17 protein-coding genes are annotated in these 20,641 nt (G+C 48.3%); 10 read left to right on the plus strand and 7 right to left on the minus strand.

All coding sequences use genetic code 11. The annotated features are described in order from the left end of the window. Positions 1 to 95 precede the first annotated feature (95 nt). Both BC349_RS08145 and BC349_RS08150 read left to right on the plus strand, forming a co-directional pair. Complete coding sequence (locus tag BC349_RS08145; RefSeq protein ID WP_187256255.1) at positions 96 to 782, plus strand: response regulator; 687 nt, start codon at positions 96 to 98, stop codon at positions 780 to 782. A gap of 35 nt (positions 783 to 817) precedes the next feature. After that, positions 818 to 1,873, plus strand: a complete 1,056-nt coding sequence (locus tag BC349_RS08150; protein ID WP_187256256.1) for a sensor histidine kinase — start codon at positions 818 to 820, stop codon at positions 1,871 to 1,873. Here the strand turns inward: BC349_RS08150 and BC349_RS08155 are convergent, their stop codons facing one another. From BC349_RS08155 to BC349_RS08170, 4 genes are all read right to left on the minus strand, one after another. Continuing rightward, positions 1,874 to 3,151 (minus strand): DUF5690 family protein, encoded by a 1,278-nt coding sequence (locus BC349_RS08155; RefSeq protein WP_187256257.1) that lies wholly within the window; start codon positions 3,149 to 3,151, stop codon positions 1,874 to 1,876. Positions 3,152 to 3,648: 497 nt separating this feature from the next. Next, on the minus strand, positions 3,649 to 5,007 hold the full coding sequence (locus BC349_RS08160; protein ID WP_187256258.1) for a T9SS C-terminal target domain-containing protein: 1,359 nt from the start codon (positions 5,005 to 5,007) through the stop codon (positions 3,649 to 3,651). 49 nt (positions 5,008 to 5,056) lie between these two features. Continuing rightward, on the minus strand, positions 5,057 to 7,840 hold the full coding sequence (locus tag BC349_RS08165; RefSeq protein WP_187256259.1) for an outer membrane beta-barrel protein: 2,784 nt from the start codon (positions 7,838 to 7,840) through the stop codon (positions 5,057 to 5,059). A gap of 317 nt (positions 7,841 to 8,157) precedes the next feature. After that, positions 8,158 to 9,453 (minus strand): porin, encoded by a 1,296-nt coding sequence (locus BC349_RS08170; protein ID WP_222840121.1) that lies wholly within the window; start codon positions 9,451 to 9,453, stop codon positions 8,158 to 8,160. Positions 9,454 to 9,684: 231 nt separating this feature from the next. On the opposite strand from BC349_RS08170, the gene BC349_RS08175 reads away from it, so the two are divergent. The 8 genes from BC349_RS08175 to BC349_RS08210 all read left to right on the plus strand — a co-directional run bounded on the left by BC349_RS08175 (position 9,685) and on the right by BC349_RS08210 (position 16,355). Next, on the plus strand, positions 9,685 to 10,332 hold the full coding sequence (locus BC349_RS08175; RefSeq protein WP_187256260.1) for a DUF47 domain-containing protein: 648 nt from the start codon (positions 9,685 to 9,687) through the stop codon (positions 10,330 to 10,332). Positions 10,333 to 10,340: 8 nt separating this feature from the next. Next, entirely contained in the window at positions 10,341 to 11,402 is a 1,062-nt protein-coding gene (locus BC349_RS08180; RefSeq protein ID WP_187256261.1) for an inorganic phosphate transporter, read from the plus strand. Positions 11,403 to 11,523: 121 nt separating this feature from the next. Next, positions 11,524 to 12,387, plus strand: a complete 864-nt coding sequence (gene rfbA, locus BC349_RS08185; RefSeq protein WP_187256262.1) for a glucose-1-phosphate thymidylyltransferase RfbA — start codon at positions 11,524 to 11,526, stop codon at positions 12,385 to 12,387. Positions 12,388 to 12,444: 57 nt separating this feature from the next. Beyond that, positions 12,445 to 13,500 carry a UDP-glucose 4-epimerase GalE gene (gene galE, locus BC349_RS08190; RefSeq protein ID WP_187256263.1) on the plus strand — a complete coding sequence of 352 codons (1,056 nt, stop codon included), beginning with the start codon at positions 12,445 to 12,447 and terminating at the stop codon, positions 13,498 to 13,500. Positions 13,501 to 13,543: 43 nt separating this feature from the next. After that, positions 13,544 to 14,503 carry a transketolase family protein gene (locus BC349_RS08195; RefSeq protein ID WP_246456861.1) on the plus strand — a complete coding sequence of 320 codons (960 nt, stop codon included), beginning with the start codon at positions 13,544 to 13,546 and terminating at the stop codon, positions 14,501 to 14,503. 69 nt (positions 14,504 to 14,572) lie between these two features. After that, the gene (locus BC349_RS08200; protein WP_222840122.1) at positions 14,573 to 15,118 is read left to right on the plus strand and encodes an RNA polymerase sigma factor; all 546 of its coding nucleotides are present in this window, start codon (positions 14,573 to 14,575) and stop codon (positions 15,116 to 15,118) included. A 31-nt stretch (positions 15,119 to 15,149) separates the two neighbouring features. Further along, complete coding sequence (locus BC349_RS08205; protein ID WP_187256265.1) at positions 15,150 to 15,938, plus strand: hypothetical protein; 789 nt, start codon at positions 15,150 to 15,152, stop codon at positions 15,936 to 15,938. A 9-nt stretch (positions 15,939 to 15,947) separates the two neighbouring features. Next, positions 15,948 to 16,355, plus strand: a complete 408-nt coding sequence (locus tag BC349_RS08210) for a hypothetical protein (protein WP_187256266.1) — start codon at positions 15,948 to 15,950, stop codon at positions 16,353 to 16,355. A 26-nt stretch (positions 16,356 to 16,381) separates the two neighbouring features. Here BC349_RS08210 and BC349_RS08215 read toward each other — a convergent pair whose 3' ends face one another. Genes BC349_RS08215 through mrdA form a run of 3 tightly spaced genes read right to left on the minus strand, consistent with a single transcriptional unit; the run spans position 16,382 to position 20,596 of the window. Further along, on the minus strand, positions 16,382 to 17,116 hold the full coding sequence (locus tag BC349_RS08215; protein ID WP_187256267.1) for an MBL fold metallo-hydrolase: 735 nt from the start codon (positions 17,114 to 17,116) through the stop codon (positions 16,382 to 16,384). Between the two features lie 32 nt (positions 17,117 to 17,148). Next, on the minus strand, positions 17,149 to 18,495 hold the full coding sequence (rodA, locus tag BC349_RS08220; protein ID WP_187256268.1) for a rod shape-determining protein RodA: 1,347 nt from the start codon (positions 18,493 to 18,495) through the stop codon (positions 17,149 to 17,151). A 10-nt stretch (positions 18,496 to 18,505) separates the two neighbouring features. After that, positions 18,506 to 20,596: a penicillin-binding protein 2 gene (gene mrdA, locus BC349_RS08225; RefSeq protein ID WP_187256269.1), complete on the minus strand. Its 2,091-nt coding sequence runs from the start codon at positions 20,594 to 20,596 to the stop codon at positions 18,506 to 18,508. Positions 20,597 to 20,641 lie beyond the last annotated feature (45 nt).

Consider the following 20,641-nt stretch of genomic DNA (forward strand, 5'->3'; position numbering starts at 1 on the left):
TTGAGTTAACGCTAAAATTGCCCTTAACAATTTCATAATTGCCTGAAAATTGGCGGCTTACCTGCTAGCGTTAACTTTGCGTAAAGAAATTGTTAATGGAGAACAGGGAAAAAAAGATACTGATAGCCGATGATGAACCGGATATCCTGGAGATCATCCAGTATAACCTCCGCGCAGAAGGCTATGATGTTTATACTGCCAAAGACGGGGATGAGGCCCTTGTCCGCGCAAAGCAGATCAAACCCGACCTGATCATCCTCGACATTATGATGCCCAAAAAAAACGGGGTGGAAGTATGCGAAATCCTTCGCACCCAGCCTGCTTTCAAGGACACCCTGATCATTTTCCTGACCGCCCTGAGTGATGAATCTTCCCAGATGAAAGGTTTCGACACCGGAGCAGACGACTATGTGAACAAGCCGATCAGTCCCAAATTATTACTCAGCCGCGTAAATGCGCTTTTACGCCGGGTAACCAAAAAAGAAGATCTTGGAAATGGCGTGCTGACCCTTGACAACCTGGTCATTGACCCGGTTAAATTTCTGGTCCTGGTAGACGGACAGGAAGTGACCCTCGCGAAAAAAGAGTTTGAATTATTATACCTGCTGGCTTCCAGGCCCGGCCGTGTATTCCTTCGTAACGAGATCCTGAACCAGGTCTGGGGCAACGATGTGATCGTTGGTGACCGGACCATTGATGTGCATATCCGGAAAATCAGGCAAAAACTGGGACTGGATTGTATAACCACCGTAAAAGGGGTCGGATATAAATTCGATCTTTGATCCTGGCGAAGCAATAAACCAATCCATTCCGGAACATGTTCAATTTAAAAAATCTTGCCCCAAGGCAGGTGTCTGCCATCCTTGCTTTTGCCATCTCTTCACTGGTTGGACTGGCGAACTTTGCCCTCGTGCATGACTGGATCATTGCGCTGGCTTCTTTCGCGGTACTGTTCCTGGTTTCTTACCTGCTGATCTTTTATTTCCTGCAGCAATTCATTTACCGAAGGATCAAACTCATTTACAAGTTTATATACCAGACCAAGGCGTCCAAGCGGGAGGAGTTCTATAACAAGTACATCATACCGCAGAAAAGCATCGATGAGGTAAAAGAGGATGTAGAAAAATGGGCTGCGCAAAGACAGGGGGAAATTGAAGTACTCCGCAAGAATGAAGCCTTCCGGAAGGAGTTTTTGCAAAACCTGGCGCACGAATTCAAGACCCCCATCTTTGCGATACAGGGTTATGTTGATACCTTATTGGGCGGAGCCATGGAGAATCCGGAAATCCGGAAAAAATTCCTGGAGAACACCAGTCGGAATGTAGACCGCCTGGTTAACCTGATGAATGACCTGGATGAGATCTCACGCCTGGAAACCGGTGAGCAGGTTTTGTACCGGCAATATTTTGTGATCCAGGACCTGATCAGGGAAGTAATCGAATCCCTGTCTATCAAGATCTCCCAGAAAGAGATCACGGCTAATATCAAAAAGGGTTGTGAAGCCCCGGTGTATGTGTTTGCTGACAAGGAAAAGATCCGGCAGGTACTGATCAATCTGATTTCCAACGCCACCAAATATGGCAAGCCCGGTGGCAGTATCGTGGCAAGCGTTTACAATACGGATGAGTTCAAGGTGCTTATAGAGATCAGCGATGACGGCATTGGTATTGACGAGGAGCACCTGCCCCGGATTTTTGAACGGTTCTACCGTACGGACAAGGCCCGGAGCCGCGATAAAGGGGGTACCGGCCTGGGGCTGGCCATCTGTAAACACATCGTGGAAGCCCATGGCGAATCCATGCATGTACGCAGCAAACCGGATGTGGGCACCACTATCGGGTTTACCCTGTCTTCCACCCGCGGTGAAGGCTGATCAATTCAAGGATTTTATGCTTGCTGCACGCTTTCCCGCAAAATAAATTGCAGAACCCATTGTGGCTGCCAATCCCACGAAACCTGTAATCATCACCAGTCCGGTATAGAAATTCAGCCAGGAGATGTCGAGTTTAAAGACGGTCTTGCTCATGAGTACGGCCACACTGCCGAGGTACCCGAATGCATCGGCCAGATAGATCAGGAAACCGACATTTCCGGCGATCTGGAAAGTGGCAATAAATCTTTCGAAAAGGATGCTGTTGAAAGGGATATAAACCAGGTAAAGTCCCATTCCTACGGAAAGCATCCACCACCAGGTTGAGATCGCGCCCTTATTAAAAGCGATGGTTACCAGGAGGCACAACAGGAAACCGGAAGCCATGATGTAATGAGTAAGGTTAAACGCCCGCCAGTTATTGCGGATCATGACCATGGAGGCGATGAGGACCAGCATGAACAGGGAGATGATGGTCTCGGTCTGTGCGAAAACTGAATTGTCCACCTGCTCCCCTGTTTCGCGCCACATATCGGCCATAAAGCTGTCGCGTACTTCACGCAGGATGGTCACCAGCATATATACCAGTATCAGCAACACCAGGCCGGTGCCATAATTTTTCAGCAGGGTCTTTCTTTCGGTAACAGGCATGGGTAAGCGCACCGTACGCTGGGCAATATCAGCCTCCGATGGCGGGGGAATTTTTTCCACCAGGTAGATGAACAGCAGTAAGGGAACAGAGAAAATGGCGCCGGTCACAAAGGGCATCCAGTATTCTGACACCTGCCAGTTATTCATGGTGAAAGCGGCGACTGATTTGGCGACTCCGGATCCGAAGATGAAACTGACTGCCAGGGCTGCACTGATCAGGTCGGTCATCCTCCTGCCTTCGACATAGGAAAACACGATGCCCCAGAGCATGCCCAGGGGGAATCCGTTGAAGAAAAGACACCAGAAATTATAGGGAGCCGGAAGGATGGCGAAAGCAAGCCATGACAACCAGGCGATACCTGTCAGTACAAGGATCAGTCTCCCCCGTCCCAGTCTTTCCATTTCAGCGATGAACCGGATGCCATAAAACTTGCTGGCCATATAGCCCATCACCTGGGTAATGACCAGTACTATTTTATAATCGAGTCCCCAAAGGGTATAACCGTTGAAAGCTGCCACATTGAAAGCTTTTCGGAAAGAGAACAGGCTGGTGTAGAGACAGAACACCACCAGGGCGGCATACAATGCCTGGGACCATTCCTTACGGGTAAACCGGTTTAACTGTTGCATGCTTAAAGATAGGGGAAGATGGTGTGCCGGCCTTCCGCCGCAGCATCATCCTTTGTTCATCTGTATGACATTCTGGTATAAGGAAAGCATTAAGTCATTTTCAACCTGGCTGCCGGGAATAAAACAAGCCGGCGTATGGACATACACCGGCTTTAACTGCATGAGAAAAATCTTGCTCTATTGAAAACTCAACAACTGAGACACGAAGGTATATGGGCTGTGTTAAGCCACTATGACCCCGGCGTTAAAGAAATATAAATTCACTGTGGGGTGTAAAACCGCACGAAAATGTTGTCTGACGTTTGCGGTTACGGGAATGAAAGTTGTCTGACGTTTGCGACCCGTGAATTCACTAATACTAAACGTCAGACAACTGCGGAAAAATTGTCTGACGTTTGCACTTACGGGAATGAAAGTTGTCTGACGTTTGCGACCCGTGAATTCACTAATACTAAACGTCAGACAACTGCGATCCTAAACGTCAGACAACTGTAAAATCAATACGCGTTGTTCTTGGGATTGAAGCTTGCCCAACCCTGCACCCAGTTGGTAGTACCGAAGGCGCCAATATAGGTTGTGGGGGTAAAGAAAGCGTCCATTCCGGTGAAGCTGGCTCCTGTCAGGGCAGGTGATCCGGCCTTGGGCAGGAAGTTGGGAGAAGTCAGGTTGAACGGATCGGTCAACTGCACATCATCACGGCTTGCCAGGGTGCGTGTACCCTCAGCTTCAGCTTTAGTTTTTACGAGATCAGCAGTGGCAAATACTGTTTCGGCACCACCGGCAACGTTATAAGGTTTTGCATACACCGCTACGATATTGTTTTTGAACTCAGACTGACCATCCTTGTAAGCCTGGGCGGTCAGGGCAGTTTCCATAGAGAAACCAGCTTTCCTGTGTCCAATCAGCAGGGAGTTGCGGAAAACAAAACGGGTTGCCTTCCTCCAACGGTTACTGAAACCGTGGTTAGAGTTGGAACCGGTTGTATCATATGGTCCGATCAGGGTAAAGTTTGACAACTCAGGACGGGTGAACGGCTCAGAAGCATCGCCGGCACCGTTGTTATCACACTCAATACCATTGGCCTGATCTGTATCGGCTGGCTTATCGCGCAGGGATACTGCATTCTGGATCTTACCGGTATATCCGAAGTCGAAATCGAAATCATCGTCCATGGTAGCGAAAGCAACCAGGTTCTTACAGTTAACGGTACCGCCGAAGAACTCGTAGGCATCATCACCACCATAAGAAACCTGTACGTTTTCTATAACTGTTCCGGAACCGATGCCACCCAGGGTCAGACCATTGATCTCAGATCCTGGTTCAGCTGCGATACCGGAAAACTCGATCCTTACATAACGCAGGATACCACTGTTATCATTGGCAATAGTGCCACCGTAAGGGCGGTTCACACCACCTTCGATGATTGGTGCAGGTGAAGTGGGACGGTTGGTAGGAGCATTACCCAGCAGGATGATTCCACCCCAGTCACCAGGAGCGCGTTCGCCCACTGCCTTACCGGATGTGAAGACGATCGGGGCATCAGCCCTGCCGTCAGCGATCAGCTTGGAACCGCGTTCGATGATCAGCGCACCCTTGTCAGCCACATCACTTTTGATGATGGTTCCGGGTTCAATGGTCAGCACCGCACCATTATTTACATACACATATCCTTTCAATGTCCAGGTACCCTTAGAGAGGGTGCGACTCTGGTCGATGGTTCCGTTCAGGACCCGGTTTGTAGCAGTGGTATCTGTTCCACCACCGCCGACGATCTCATCACCCACTTCCACCTTGATACAGGAAGTGATGGTGAAAGCACTGATAGCCACTACAGCAAATTGTTTTACCAATTTCATTTTATTAAGTTTAAAATTTTTGATGTTTAATTATTGTTGGCAGTTATGGTTATTTTCTCAAATCAAAATCATAGGTGAAGCCAATGGAAATGGTGGTACCCGGACTGTAAGAACTGAACATCCTGTCACCGGAAGTATATTCCTTGCTGCCACCTACATTCTCATACAGGTAGATTTTGTTGTTCAGGATGTCTGAGAAGGTAAGCTTCAACTCCCCCTTCTTCTGCATTACCTTCTTTGATAACTGGAAGTCGAGCAGGTTACGCGGACGTTCGTAAATATCCGGGAACTCAGAGTTACCTACCAACGCGAGACGAGGACCAATCTTATTGTACAACAATGTCATATTGAACAGCTTGTCGGAAGTGTACTGGATACCCGCATTGATCAGGTAGGGCGACTGGCCCTGGATCGGGCGGTTGGAGTTTACCGGCTGGCCAGATACTTCATCGGGGAAGCTCACGTCTGAAAACAGGTAGGTGAAGTTTCCGAAAGCAGTAACATTGTTGAGGAACTTGCTGTTCTTGTTCAGGAAATCGAGATTTTTACGAATCTCCAGTTCCGCTCCATAGGTTTCTGCAGTGCCGGCGTTCTGGTAGAAATACAAACGGCGGTCAGAGTTGGATCCCGGGTCAAGACGGAATTCGATGGGGTTCTTGAATTGCTTGTAGAACGCACCTACTGTAAAGGTTTCACCTGCTGCCGGATACAATTCGTAGCGGAGATCCAGGTTCAGTATCTTGGTGCGCTTGAGGTCCGGCTTTCCTGAAATTCCGTAATTGGCTTCATAGTCATAGAATCCGAAAGGAGCAATTTCACGGAATTCAGGGCGGGCTACCGTCTGGAATGCTGCGAACCTGATATTGTTCTTGTTATTAATAGAATATGTAAGGTTCAGGGAAGGAAGGAAGTCCCAGGTCTCCGTATGGATATTCACCCGCTTGGCAGTCAGGTCTTTGGTGGTCAGGAATTGCTCAAACAATTCAACCCTAGCACCCCAAACCAGGCGGATCGCATCACTCAGTTTATTGTCAAACATAGCAAAGCCGGAGCTGATGGCCGATACACCAAAGTACTTGTCCTGGTTGTTGGTCATCTCATCCATTACGAAACCATTCTGTGAAATGTTTTCGGTACGGAAAATCTTGTCATATCCCTCATATACCAGTTCTTCATCAAAATTGGCAAAAGAGGTTTCTACATAACGGAAGAGGCGTGATTTGAAATCCCTGAATCGTACAATGGTAGAACCACCCAATTTAAAGTTCTGCTTCTCACTGAACATTTTAAAGGGAATAGTGAGCGCAGCGGAAGCACTAACGGTATGATCCTTCAGGTCAGACCAGAAGCGACGCGTATCATCGGTATCGATCTGGTAGCTGCCACCTTCCGCACGTGCATACTGCTGGGTGCGCAGGTCTGGCTGTGAACGTGTAACCAGTGAATATCCCGTATTCCACCTGAATTTCATATCAGCCAGGTTCAGCTGGTGTTCACCCTCCAGCTGGCCGCTGTAAAAGCTGCGCTGGTTCATGAATGAAGAATAGAATTTGATGTCCTGGTTACGGTTGGTATTGAAACCTTCCCTGGTAAAGTAGTTATCGTCGTAAAACTGGTTGAAGATATTCTTGAAGGAAATCTTGTTCCTGCGCTGTGAATAGGTGATGTTGATCAAAGCACCAAGGTTACTCTGGTAGCGGTTCTGCTTGTCCAGGAAACTAAAGATGGGCTGCCCGTCTGTCTGTGAGAAGGCCCTTTCCACATCGTATTTTAACATCGCCTTACGATACATCGCAGAAGCGATGAATCCAAGTTTCGCATCATTTTTAAGTACGCGGGAAGAACCGTATGCCAGGTTATAGGTCTGGATGGGAAGGGCAGTTGTGTTTTTCTGGGCATACACATCATTGCTGAACAAACGGGAATATTCCAGTCGCTTCTCTGTTGTGGATGTACGGTATTCCTGTGCAGATGCGGGGAAACCATTCGGGAACTTGCGTTTGCCGTCATCGAATCCCAGCCAGTCGGTAGAGGAGCGCTCATTGCTGGTAAAATCCTTGAACGTAGAAACAGTATTGAAACCAAACTGAATACCAAGGGAAAGAAAATCCCTGGACGGCACGTCTTTGGTTTGCACCTGGATCAGGCCACCCGCAAATTCACCGGTCAGCTCGGGAGTCGCAGTCTTGTTGATGATGATGTTATCAATCATGTTGGCAGGAATCACATCAAACGAGAATGCCTTACGGTCAGGCTCAGACGAAGGAAGCTGCGTGTTATTGATGAAGGCGGCATTGTAACGATCGCTCAGACCACGTACAATTACAAACTTGTTATCCTGGATGGAAGCACCACTCACACGCTTCAATACTTCACCGGTGGTACGGTCTGGGGTACGACGGATCAGATCGGCTGCGATACCGCTGGAAACAGCAGTGTTATTCCTTTGCAGGTTGATCAGCGCACTGGTTGTTTCCTTGCGAACAGATGTCCTTACAACCACTTCACCCAGCTCTGATTTGGTTTCCAGTACAATGGAAACAGTATTGTCAATGCCTGCTTTCACTTCCACTTCTTCCAGAGACTTGGTATTATAACCGGCACTGGAAATCCTGATGGTATATTTCTTTCCTACTTCAAGGACAAATGAGAAACGACCTTCCACATCGGCCGCTGCCCTGCGCTCGGTTCCTTCAATGATCACAGTGGCACCGGGTACGGCTTCGTTACGGGTATTAATTACCTTACCACTGAGTTTGGCTGTTGACTGTGCGGCAACATGCAGGCTTGTAACCAGCACGACCATCAACAGTAAGAGTATCTTTTTGCTCACAACAAACGGGGTTTATTTGAGCGCAAAAGTAGAATGGCAATGTTACCGTGCTGTTAGCACAGAGTTAACGAATTGTGTCCCCAGTATTAACGAATTGTTACCAGATGTTTTCAATTGAAATTGCCTGCATCTTATTCTGTTGTTTTTCAGCTATTTACCAAGTAAGACCGACATTTTCTTAAATAATCGCATCAAACACAATGTTACCAAATTTGAAATGGCTTCCTGCCCATGTCCGGTATTTGTCCGGCTGCTGTCAGAATATTGTCGCCCTCCGGTACAGCCCGATTTTATCCAATTTTTTCGAAATCGGCTGGTTAAAACCGGTATTGCAACCTGGCGGTTAACACATTGTCTTTTTTGTCTGAAGTATACCCATCCAGGGCCGTGGTTTCATTTCTTACCAGGTCATACCACAAAACAAATTTCAGGTTATCATTCAGGTAATGCAGATAACCAAATCCCCAGGTATCGTGCCTGACATCCGCCACATGAAAATTGCCGGTTAGTTTTTGTATTTCCTTTCCGCTAACCCTGGTATTCGGATCATACCAGTCATATTTTACGGCCAGCTGGTGTTTGCCGATCGCATGCAGTAAATAAAAATAAGCTCCGTCAAACTTCCTGATATATAAAGGATCAGCGGTTAAAGTCCCGGGCGTTTCTGTGGTATTAGCCTGGGCTGTTTGTGTGCCCCGCCAGTACTCAGCCCGTAAAATGGTTTTGCTTTTTGGATGCGTAAACGTCCATTGCATATCGGCACCGTAATATTTCCTGGGCGCTTTGTTTCCAATATTGGCTGCATTTGAATCCGCCTCAAAATAAGAAAGCCCGTTTTTCTCTACCATATTATATAGGTACCTGGAATTCTGCTGCAACCCGCCATTCAGGTAGGATACGGCAGCAGACATCCTTATTCCGGTTGCTATTTTCAGCGGTTTAAACCCGGCCCTTGCAATGAAATCCTTGTAGGAATCATATTCGGAGGGTCCTGAAAGTCCCTGGCCATTGAACACACCTGCGTCAATCTTCAGCCATTTCAATCTATTATTCCGGTTCCTCGGTTCAATCGTCATCATTACCCCAAGGTCGCGCTCCGTTTTCATCAGAATCTGCGACATACGGCCCCTTTCAGGCGATTCCCGGTCGGAAGAAGACAGGTTCACCTCATATCCGAAGGGGCGGGCAAACATTCCACTGGTGAAAGAAAATATATGCCACTTATTCTCAAAGACCCTGCCCCAGAAATCGCGGATATTCACCCCCCTTTCAGTACCGTCAAACTGGAAAGCAAATTGAAAGGACACTTCATCATGCTGATTAAACCTGGCATAATCAAACCGGATACGCCCCCTGCGAAGGGTAAACCGGTTGTCGACTTTCTCAGGAAAAGACGGTCCGGCATAGGTTGGCGCCCCTTTTTCACTTATCACCTGAAACTGTGGTTGCATATAACCACTGATTCTCAGGTAATTAAACTTCTGGTAAAGGCCAAGCATGTCCTTCCCCATTTCCTTGGTGGTATCCACCATATCCATCAGTAACTGGGCCTTAACCGGGGTAGCAATTAAAAAGGAAGCAGAAAAAAATATAAGTATAATCAGTCTTTTCATGAACGGCCGCTTAACAATAACTTAATATAGCCTGCAAAGGTAAGCGCTATTTCAGGAAGGGATTCCTGGTTTAGGGGGGTAAAAAACAATTCCGCCAACCATTCCCCCTTGCGAATATTCCATTTTGTTGTGCACTAAAACAGGCAAGCCCCTCCATGTTAAGAAATTATTACCAAAGTTCAGAAAACCATGCACTAGGTGAAACAACCTATTTTTGCGCAAAATTTAGTTATGTCACTGTCCTCCATTCTCAAACTGTTTACCCCGAAGGATAAAGTTTTTTACTCCCTCTTTGAAGAAGTAGCCAACACTGTAGCCAAAATGGGGAAACTGATGAAAGATGTGGTGAGCGAAAACGACTTCGACAAGCGCGCCACCCTGATCGCCAAAATGGAGGACCTCGAACACGTGAACGACGATCTCACCCACAAGATATTTACTGAACTGGGGCGCAACTTCATCACTCCATTTGACCGCGAGGACATCCACTACCTTGCAACTGCCCTGGATGATATCTGTGATTATATCTTCGCGTCCGCAAAAAAAATCAACTTTTACAAGGTGAACCCGAATGATCCGGGCATCCAGAAAATGGCAGACCTGATTGAACAGGGTGCCGAGCATATTAAAAGCGCAGTGATTGAACTTCGCAACATGAAGAACATGCGCCAGATCACCGATGCCCTGGTAAAAGTGAACAGCATCGAAAACCAGGCAGATGATATTTTCGACCTCAGCATCGATCGACTGTTTGAAACAGAACCCGATGCCAAGGAAGTAATCAAGAAACGCGAGATCTACCAGGTGATGGAGATCGTTACCGACAAATGCGAAGACGCAGCAAATGTGATCGAAAGCATTATTATTAAGTACGCATAACCCCACCCATGACATTTCTCGTTATCATCATCATCCTGGCCCTGATATTCGACTATATCAACGGCTTCCATGATGCAGCCAACTCAATAGCAACAATCGTTTCCACCAAGGTCCTGACACCTTTCCAGGCGGTATTATGGGCTGCGGTTTTTAACTTTGCCGCTTTTTTTATCTCCAAATACCTGATCGGCGCATTCCATATCGGAAACACCATTGCCAAATCAGTGAATGAAAACTTCATTAACCTGGAAGTGATCTTCGCTGGTTTGATTGCAGCCATTATCTGGAACCTGCTGACCTGGTGGTTCGGTATTCCATCCAGTTCCTCCCACACTTTGCTGGGTGGCTTTATCGGGGCTGCAGTTGCCCATGCGGGCGGCATAGCTAAAAACGGAGAGGATGTGATCAACTATGCGAAAGTAATTCCAACCTTCCTGTTTATTTTCCTGGCTCCGGTAATAGGAATGATTATAGCCTACATCATTACAGTAATCATCCTTAATGTCTGCCGTAAAGTAATCCCCTATAAAGCTGAAAAATGGTTCCGCCGTTTGCAGCTGGTATCCTCCGCCCTTTTCAGTCTTGGTCACGGAGGCAACGATGCTCAAAAAGTAATGGGTATTATCGGTGCGGCGGTCATTTATGTGGAAGTACAGGCAGGGAATACGGGATACACCCTGCTGGACTCAGGCGATCGCTTCTCGCATTTTGTAAACGATTACTGGTGGGTACCTGTGGCAAGCTTTTCAGCCATTGCACTGGGAACCCTGAGTGGTGGATGGAAGATCGTGAAGACCATGGGTACACGCATTACCAAAGTGACTCCGCTGGAAGGTGTCAGTGCCGAAACAGCAGGTGCTGCCACCCTCTACCTGGCAGAGGCAGCAGGCATCCCCGTTAGTACCACGCACACAATTACCGGTGCCATTATCGGCGTAGGTGCAACCAAGCGTTTATCAGCGGTTCGATGGGGAGTAACCATCAACCTGTTATGGGCCTGGATACTGACCATACCGGTCAGCGCACTGATCGCGGCAATTGTGTATTATGCCCTGAAACTTGTACTCTGATCTTTATATTATTTTATCGCAAAGACCCCTTTGGGGTCTTTTTTTATGCAAACGATACAGATGCATTTTATTGATATATGGTCCTTAAATCTGCTTATCTTGCCACCCATTTAGATCAACTATGAAAGGAATTATTCTTGCCGGTGGTTCCGGCACCCGTTTACATCCAATTACCTTTGCCATCAGCAAACAGATTATGCCGGTGTACGACAAACCAATGATCTATTACCCGCTGTCTACCCTGATGCTGGCGGGCATCAGTGAGATCCTCATCATTTCAACACCCCATGACCTGCCACTTTTCCAAAAGCTTTTGGGGGATGGTTCCCAACTTGGCATTTCTATCCAATATGCTGAACAGGCCACTCCCAATGGCCTGGCACAGGCATTTGTGATAGGGGAATCATTCATCGGTAAAGACAAGGTCGCACTGGTGCTGGGAGATAATATCTTCTACGGTTCCGGACTCGGGGAACAACTGGCCAATAATACCGACCCCGATGGCGGTATTGTATATGCTTACCATGTCAGCGATCCTGAACGGTATGGGGTAGTGGAATTCGATGGTGCCAATAATGTTTTGTCGATCGAAGAAAAACCTGCACAGCCCAAAAGCAATTACGCAGTACCCGGACTATATTTCTACGACAACGATGTAATAGAGATCGCCAAAAACCTTAAACCAAGTCCGAGAGGCGAATACGAAATCACCGACATCAACAAGGAATACCTGAAACGCGGAAAACTGAAAGTATCCATCATGGACCGTGGTACGGCCTGGCTGGATACCGGTACTTTTGATTCGCTGATGCAGGCATCGCAATTTGTGCAGGTGATAGAGCAGCGCCAGGGAATTAAAATTGCCTGCATCGAGGAAATTGCCTGGAGAAAAGGTTTTATTACCGGCGAACAACTTGAAAAAATCGCCCAGCCCCTGCTGAAAAGCGGCTACGGCCAGTACCTGATGGGAATATTAAAAGACTAACCCGTCTGACGTGCGTCTGACGTACGTCAGACGCACGTCAGACGCAAAACAAAAATCATGAGCAAAATTCTTGTGACCGGAGGTTGTGGTTATATTGGTTCACATACCCTGGTAGATCTGGTAGAAAATGGATTTGAAGTAATTTCAGTGGATAATAACTCACGCTCCTCACCAAGGATACTCGAGGGGGTAGAAAAGATCACTGGAAAAAAGATCAAGAACTACAAAGTCGACCTCTGCAATTTCGACGACACTTTCGCCATCTTCCAGGAAAACGAAGATATTGTGGGTATCATCCATTTCGCTGCATATAAAGCAGTAGGCGAATCGGTTGCACAGCCCCTGATGTATTTCGAGAACAACCTGGTGAGCCTGCTGAACCTGCTCAAATGCGTACAGGAATTCAAGATCCCCTATTTTGTATTCTCGTCCTCCTGCACGGTTTATGGCAACCCTGATGTAATCCCGGTAACAGAAAGCACTCCGCCCAAACCGGCAGAATCACCCTATGGTTATACCAAGCAGATGGGTGAGCAGATCATCAATGAATTTGCGAAAGTGAACCCGGCCCAATGCATCCTGTTGCGTTACTTCAACCCCGTTGGTGCACACCCTAGCATCCAGATCGGCGAACTGCCTATTGGCCGCCCTGCAAACCTGGTGCCCGCCATCACCCAGACCGCAATCGGAAAATTACCGCAAATGACGGTTTACGGTGCAGATTATGACACGAGAGACGGAAGTTGCCTGCGTGATTTCATCCATGTTTCAGATATCGCCCATGCACATACGCTGGCGCTTGAATACCTGATCAATGGCCGGAGCAGGAAACATTGCGAAGTGTTCAACCTCGGCACCGGAAATGGCGTCACTGTCCTGGAAGCCATCAAATCATTCGAGAAAGTAAGCGGACAGCACCTCAACTATGTAATCGGTAACAGGCGCCCGGGTGATGTAATCGCTATTTACGCCAACAATGAACACGCAGTAAATGAACTGGGCTGGAAAATCCGATACTCACTGGAAGACATGATGGATACCGCCTGGAAATGGGAACAAAGGCTTAAAGAAGATGAAACCCTCTACCAGATGCAAAATGCCAATTTGAATTAGCCTTATATTTGAATCTCATTTTCCCGTTTTAAAACAAGCTATGATGTTAAAAGATATCCAGGTTACCGGAAAAAAAGATACCCGCAGCGGATTTGGCGACGGGATGACAGAACTGGGCCGTACCAACCCGAATGTTGTAGCACTTACAGCAGATCTCGCAGGCTCACTCAAACTCAACACTTTTATCAAGGAGAACCCGGACAGGTTTATCCAGTGCGGCATCGCCGAGGCCAACATGATTGGCGTCGCAGCGGGACTCACCATTGGAGGAAAAATACCATTTACCACCACTTTCGCCAATTTCTCAACAGGCCGCGTGTATGACCAGATCCGTCAATCCGTAGCCTATTCTGAAAAGAATGTAAAAATATGCGCTTCACATGCCGGACTTACCCTGGGCGAAGATGGCGCCACCCACCAGATACTCGAGGATATAGGCATGATGAAAATGCTGCCCGGCATGACGGTTATCGTTCCCTGTGATTACGAACAAACCCGGAAAGCCACACTGGCTATCGCCGATTTCAAAGGCCCCGTTTACCTGCGCTTTGGTCGCCCGGTTTGGCCCATTTTCACAGAAGGAATGCCCTTTGAAATCGGTAAAGCCCAGGTTTTCAGCGAAGGAACCGATGTATCCATTTTCGCCTGTGGCCATATGGTATGGAATGCCATCGAAGCCGGACGAATTCTGGAAGAAAAGGGACTCAGCGTGGAAGTGATCAATATCCACACCATCAAACCGCTGGATGAAGCAGCCATACTGAAATCCCTTGCCAAAACCCGTTGCGCCGTGACCGTGGAAGAACATAATATCCTTGGCGGTTTGGGAGAAAGCGTTGCCCGCGTAGCAGCTGCCAACCAGCCAACCCCCATCGAAACAATCGGAACCAACGACACTTTCGGCGAAAGCGGCACCCCCATGCAACTGCTCGAAAAATATGGTCTCGGCACGCAAAATATTGTGGCAGCGGCAGAAAGGGTGATGAAAAGAAAACAAAAATAGCGGGGCAGGGAATTAAACTTCCCCCCTGCTCTATGGTCCAATTTCCAGAAACAAATCGAACAAACACCTATGGCGATGGAAGACAGTGAGCTACTGGTCCTTTTCAGGGAGCCTGCCTCCCGGGAAAAGGCATACACTGCCATTGTCAAAAAGTACCAGGAAAGGCTTTACTGGCATATCAGGCGAATGGTGGTGGGTCACGATGACGCCAATGATGTGCTGCAAAATGTATTCATCAGGGTATGGAACAGCCTGGAAAACTTCCGGGAGGATTCAAAACTCTATACCTGGTTATACAGAGTCGCCACCAATGAATGCCTGACATTCCTGGAACAGCAAAAGCGAAAAGCTTCCGTTCCCCTGGGCGATGTGGAGGAAGGCCTGAGCAACCAGGTAAGGGCCGACAAGGATTTTGACGCCGGAAAAATCGAGTGGAAACTGCAGCTCGCCATCCAACGGCTCCCTGAAAAACAACGTCTGGTGTTTAACCTGAGGTATTATGACGAAATGCCTTACGAAGAAATGAGCCGGGTACTGGAAACCTCTGAAGGTGCGCTGAAAGCCTCCTACCACCACGCGGTGAAAAAAATTGAGGACTATCTGATCAATCATTAAACTTTTTAACAAATCAAGGGTCTAATAAGCGATGACAACCGATAACAGCATATTACAGGAGTTGCAGGGCATCAGCCCGGTGCTGGCAAAACTGCCGCGCCAGCTTCCCTATGCAGTACCGGTTGACTATTTCGAACAATTCCCGCAACAGATGCTGAACCTGTTGCAGCCAGGCACACAAATAAGTACCGGTCCGCTCCAGGATCCCGCCGATGAACTGGCCAGCCTCTCGCCCCTGCTGGCGGGATTATCCAGGAAATCACCCTTCAGTGTTCCCGGCGGATATTTTGACCGCGTTCCGGAAGATATCAATGCTGGCCTTTCCGGCATTCAGCAGGTAAATGAGATTCTCGATGAAGCCCTCCCACCCCTGCTTGAATCGGCCCGTCATCTGAATCCTTATTCCATTCCGGCAGGCTATTTTGAACAATTCCCGGTTAGTCTGCAGAAAAAACTTTCCCAACCATCAGGTGGCGCCGTTGTTCGCAGCATAGGCTCATCCTGGGTGAAATATGCCGCGGCAGCAATTGTTACAGGCGTGATCGCTATCAGCACCTGGCTGTATTACCAACCGGCAACCGATAAGGGCAGTACCAACGGGCTCGCAGCACAATTACAGAAAGAGATCGGCCAGATCAGCGATGAAGCCATTCTTGAATATACCAGTCCCACCGCCTCCGTTTATTACGGTACAGCGGCCAATGGTTCAACCGAGCTGAACAGCGAAGATCTGCAATTCATGCTCGGCGATGTGAGTGATGAGGCTTTGCAGCAATACCTGTTGGAACAGGCGGGAAAAACAGGAGCATTGAACAATTAACCCACGCGTATGAAAAAGATTTCTATACTCATTATATTTTTCCTGTTTTCACTTGGTGGCTTTGCCCAGCCACATAAAGAAGGAGAGCGGCTGGAAGCTTTGAAAATTGCCTATCTCACCAAAAAGCTGAACCTCACTGCAGACGAGGCACAGAAATTCTGGCCCTCCTACAATCAATACATGGCCGAGCTTAAAAAGACACGCCAGGAAGGCCGGGGCGGCGATGAAATTGAAAGAGAAGAAAAACTACTGGCCATCCGGAAAAAATACCAGGCCGAATTCAGTAAAACACTCTCACCCGACCGGTCCAACCAGTTCTTTAAGGCGGAAAAAGAATTTTACCAGATGGTACAGAAAGAACTCATGGAAAGACGTCAGTTACGCCAGGACCTGCGCCAGAGACGCAACGACAACTAACCACAACTGCCATCCACCCAACCATTTTATACCACCGGTGTTTTGGTATCGTGGTAAAAAAGGAATCTCCAATCTGCTTCACGCCCCTGCTGCCACCATTGCTGCCTGAGTTCCATAGCCAGTTTTCCATCATGATCATACTTGGCCACAAACTTTGTTTTCATCTGCAGTAAGGAAGGCGCATCGTCGCCGCCAAAGAAAACGGTCTCACCCCCATCCACAATTCTGAACACCTGGTGGTAAGGGCAGTGCCCCCCTACCAACTGGTACTGGATATACCCGTTGATAACGCCATCGCCATCCAGTAACACCACATTGGGGCAATCTTTCAGGCATTCCAGTTCTTCCGGGATATAGGAAGGAAAGCCTTTCTCAAAGGCGAATTCCAGCTCCTTCTTCTGAATGTAATAAGTGGCCTGGGGGAAGGCTCTTTCGAGTTTTCCGGTGCCATGGTTTAACCTGCTCACACCGCCCGCATGATCCTTGTGCAGGTGGCTCATCAGCACCTTTGTCACTTCACCCGGATTGATGCCCGCATCCATGAGGTTGCGATGGATTTGCATTACGCCATCCTTCTCAAATCCCAGGCCCGTATCCAGCAGTAATACATCTTCGCTGGTGATCACCAGAAAAGGCTGGATCTCCACCAGCAGACTTCCTGTCGGTCTTTCCTGCAGGTCATGCTGATCATGATCAAAAGGCACAAACAATTTTGTTTTATCAATGGTAAAACTTCCCTCTGATAACGGAATAATCTTCATGTTCAATTTTTTCGTTGCAGATTTCCTGCCGCCTATCTCAGTACCATCTGCCTGTCCGCATCCAACCTGATCAATATAAACAGCAGCACCGTAAAGGTCAGTAAAGCGGTTCCCCCGTAACTGATAAAGGGAAGCGGGATACCGATCACCGGGGCCAGCCCGATCGTCATGCAAATATTAATGGCAATATGGAAAAAGAGCACCGAAGCCACGCCGTATGCATAACAGCGACTGAATACACTTCGTTGCCGCTCGGCGATGGTTATGATGCGCATCAGCAACAGGAAATAAATAAGCATCAGGGTAAAACTTCCCAAAAACCCAAAGCCTTCGCCGATGGTACAGAAAATAAAATCGGTGCGTTGCTCGGGGACAAAATCGTAGCGGGTCTGGGTTCCTTTCAGCAAACCCTTGCCAGAAAAGCCGCCACTGCCTATCGCGATCTTACTTTGTTTAACGTTGTAATCTCCCCCATCATCTTTTTTCTTCGCGGGGGCTGTTTGCTCCATTGCCAGCGCCTCTGCTTCATCTTTAGGCACATAGTCCTTACCGATAGTATCATAAATCCTTTTCACCTGGTAAGGCTGCAGTACCGTTTCGAACACATAGGGAACCACAAAGCGCTGCACCCCTACACTTACAAACCAGATTCCCATGATCACGGCAAGCAGGCGTCTTTTTCTTTTGATCTGCCGCCGCATGATATAAACGGCTCCTGCAGCGATTGCGGTGAGGATAATGGCAAGGGTATTGGGTTCAACCAGCAATGTCGCCACCACCAGTGCGGCCAGGGAAAATCCGATGATCAGCACGGCTGCAGGAAGCCCCTCCCGGAACATCACCAGGAAAAATGAAAAATAAACCAGCGCCAGGCCGGTTTCCTGTTGCAGGATCGTGATCAGTGCCGGTGAAATGGCAATGGCCGTTGCGATAAGCTGGGAGCGGGTTTTGGAGAAATCCGTTTCCACGCGGCTCAGGTATTTGGCCAATGCAAGGTTCACAAACACCTTACACAATTCAGCCGGTTGCAGTTGGAAACCGGCGAAACGGATGATCGATTTCGTACCCTTCACTTCCGTATGGAAAGGAAAAACAAGGAGCAGCAGCAAAATGCCGAAGGCATACCAGAGATTGGCTGTTGCCGTAAAGAATTTACTGTCGGTCAGCAGTATAAAAACTGCCAGCACAGCGGCAATACCAAAGTAAAGCAGCTGTCGGCTGTAGTCGGTTTTCAGTGAGATGAACGACTGCAGTACCGGATCACCTTCCGTATAGGTGGCGGCAAAAATGCTCATGATGCCAATAAACACCAGGATGATATACAACCATACCACCAGCCAGTCGATGCCTTTTGATATTTCAGGTTTGCGTTGTGACATAGGAAGCAGGCTATACAGTTTTGGATTGGATGGATGGTTTATCGGGCAGGATGGCTTCAGGCCTGAACAGGGTCGTCCTCGTTTCCGGTTTTGGCAGCGGGGCGGGCTTCTTACGGGTCGTATCCACCCGTTGATCGCGATGCATGAAGCGTTTGAGAACACTCGAATCCTTGGTCATCCTGAACCAGTTCACAGCCCTGGTGGAATCTGCCTTGAATTGTTCACGGATAATCCAGCCGGGCATCAGGTCCGTTCCGGCAACCCTTTCCACTTCCTTAACCCTTTCCGGCCGCAGGGTGTCATTCAGGTATTTTTCCATCATCAGCGCAGCAATCGGTCCGGCCCAGGTTCCGCCATAACCCGCATTCTCCACCACCACGGCAATGGCGATTTTTGGATTTTCCCTGGGAGCAAAACATACGAACATGGAGTTGTCTTTCAGCTTGGTCCTTTTACCATCAATGATCTTGTAGTTTTCTGCAGTACCGGTTTTTGCACAAACATTGACGCCCGGAATCTGTGCCATCCTTGCCGTTCCGATTTCCACCACATCCTGCATGCCGGAGATTACCGCCTCATAGGCCTCATCGGAAATACCGGTCAGTGGCGCATGCTTTACGCGGTACCGGTTCATGATGGTATCCTCCGCTGTTTCATTGTCGATCTTTTCCACAAAATGCGGCGTGAAATAGTATCCTTTGTTGGCAATGATGCACATCGAGTTGGCGAGCTGCAGCGGAGTGGCGGTCATCATATCCTGGCCAATGCCCAGCGTAAGATTGGTACAGGAGCTCCAGGTATTCCTGTACACCCTGTTGTAAACGGAACTGTCGGGAATATTGCCCCTGTCTTCACTCGGCAGGTCCACACCTACCCGCACCCCCAGGTCGAAAGCATTCATGTATTTTTTCCACTGCTGGTATCCATTTTTTACTCCGCCGAATTTATCTGCGTCTACTGATAAACGGTAGATATGCGTAAAATAGGAGTTGCAGGAATTGGCAATGGCGAGCCGCAGATTGGCGGCATGGCCCGGATTGCTGTGGGTACATTTTACCGGCCTTGCGCATCCGTGGTATGCACCTCCGCACCCGATACCAAATGAGGGTGTGATGATCCCCTCATCCAAAGCTACCAGTGCACCCAGTGGTTTGAAGGTGGAACCGGGGGGATATTGTCCTTTGATCGCACGGTTCAGAAGGGGACTGCTGACATCCCGGAACAGGTTGTTGAAGTTTTCCTGCTTCTCCGGACCAGTCAGCATATTGGGGTCAAAATTCGGACCTGATACCATTGCCAAAATGCCCCCGGTTTTGGGCTCAATGGCCACGGCAGCGCCGACCTTTCCAGCCATAAGCTTTTCTGCCAGTTGCTGTAATTCAATATCAATGTAGGTGCGGAGATTTCGTCCCGCCACGGCAGCGGTGTCGAACTTGCCATTTTCGTAATTGCCGACCAGGCGGTTCTTGTTATCCTTGATCATGTATTCCACCCCGCGCTTACCCATCAGCACTTTTTCATAAAAGGATTCCAGCCCTGTTTTACCTACATAGTCGCCCAGCCGGTAAAACCCGCTTGAACTTTTAATATTATTCGAATCGGCTTCACCGATATAACCCATGATATGCGCCGCCGCATTGAAAGGATAGGTTCTCACGGGTCTTTCAACCAGCGCAAATCCAGGGAATTTAAAAATATTCTCTTCCAGCCTTGCATGAACAAGCGGTGGCAGCAGGTCTTCAAAAATACTGGGGCGGTAGCGGCCGTTCTTGACGATTGCCGTGATGACCCGTTTCCTGAATTCAGCGGTATCAATTCCAAGGAGTCGGCACAGATAGCCGGTATCCACACTCCTGATCTGCGAAGGGGTTACTTCGAGATCGAACATGATGGTATTGTTCAGGATTGCCTTGCCTTTACGGTCATAAATGATCCCACGGTCGGGATATTTCACTTTCGGGTATACGGCATTGTTAAATGCCAGCTCACGGTATTTGCTGGAAAACAGTTGCAGGTTCATCAGTTGCACAATGATGACCAGGAACAACCCTGCTATGATTAGGCGTATTACAGTGGAACGCGATTGATTAAAGACAGACATGTGGAATGCAGAAGGCGGTATTCAGCCGGTATTTTAATTATGCGA

The sequence above is a fragment of the Flavihumibacter stibioxidans genome (assembly GCF_014332695.1).
Taxonomy (GTDB): domain Bacteria; phylum Bacteroidota; class Bacteroidia; order Chitinophagales; family Chitinophagaceae; genus Flavihumibacter; species Flavihumibacter stibioxidans.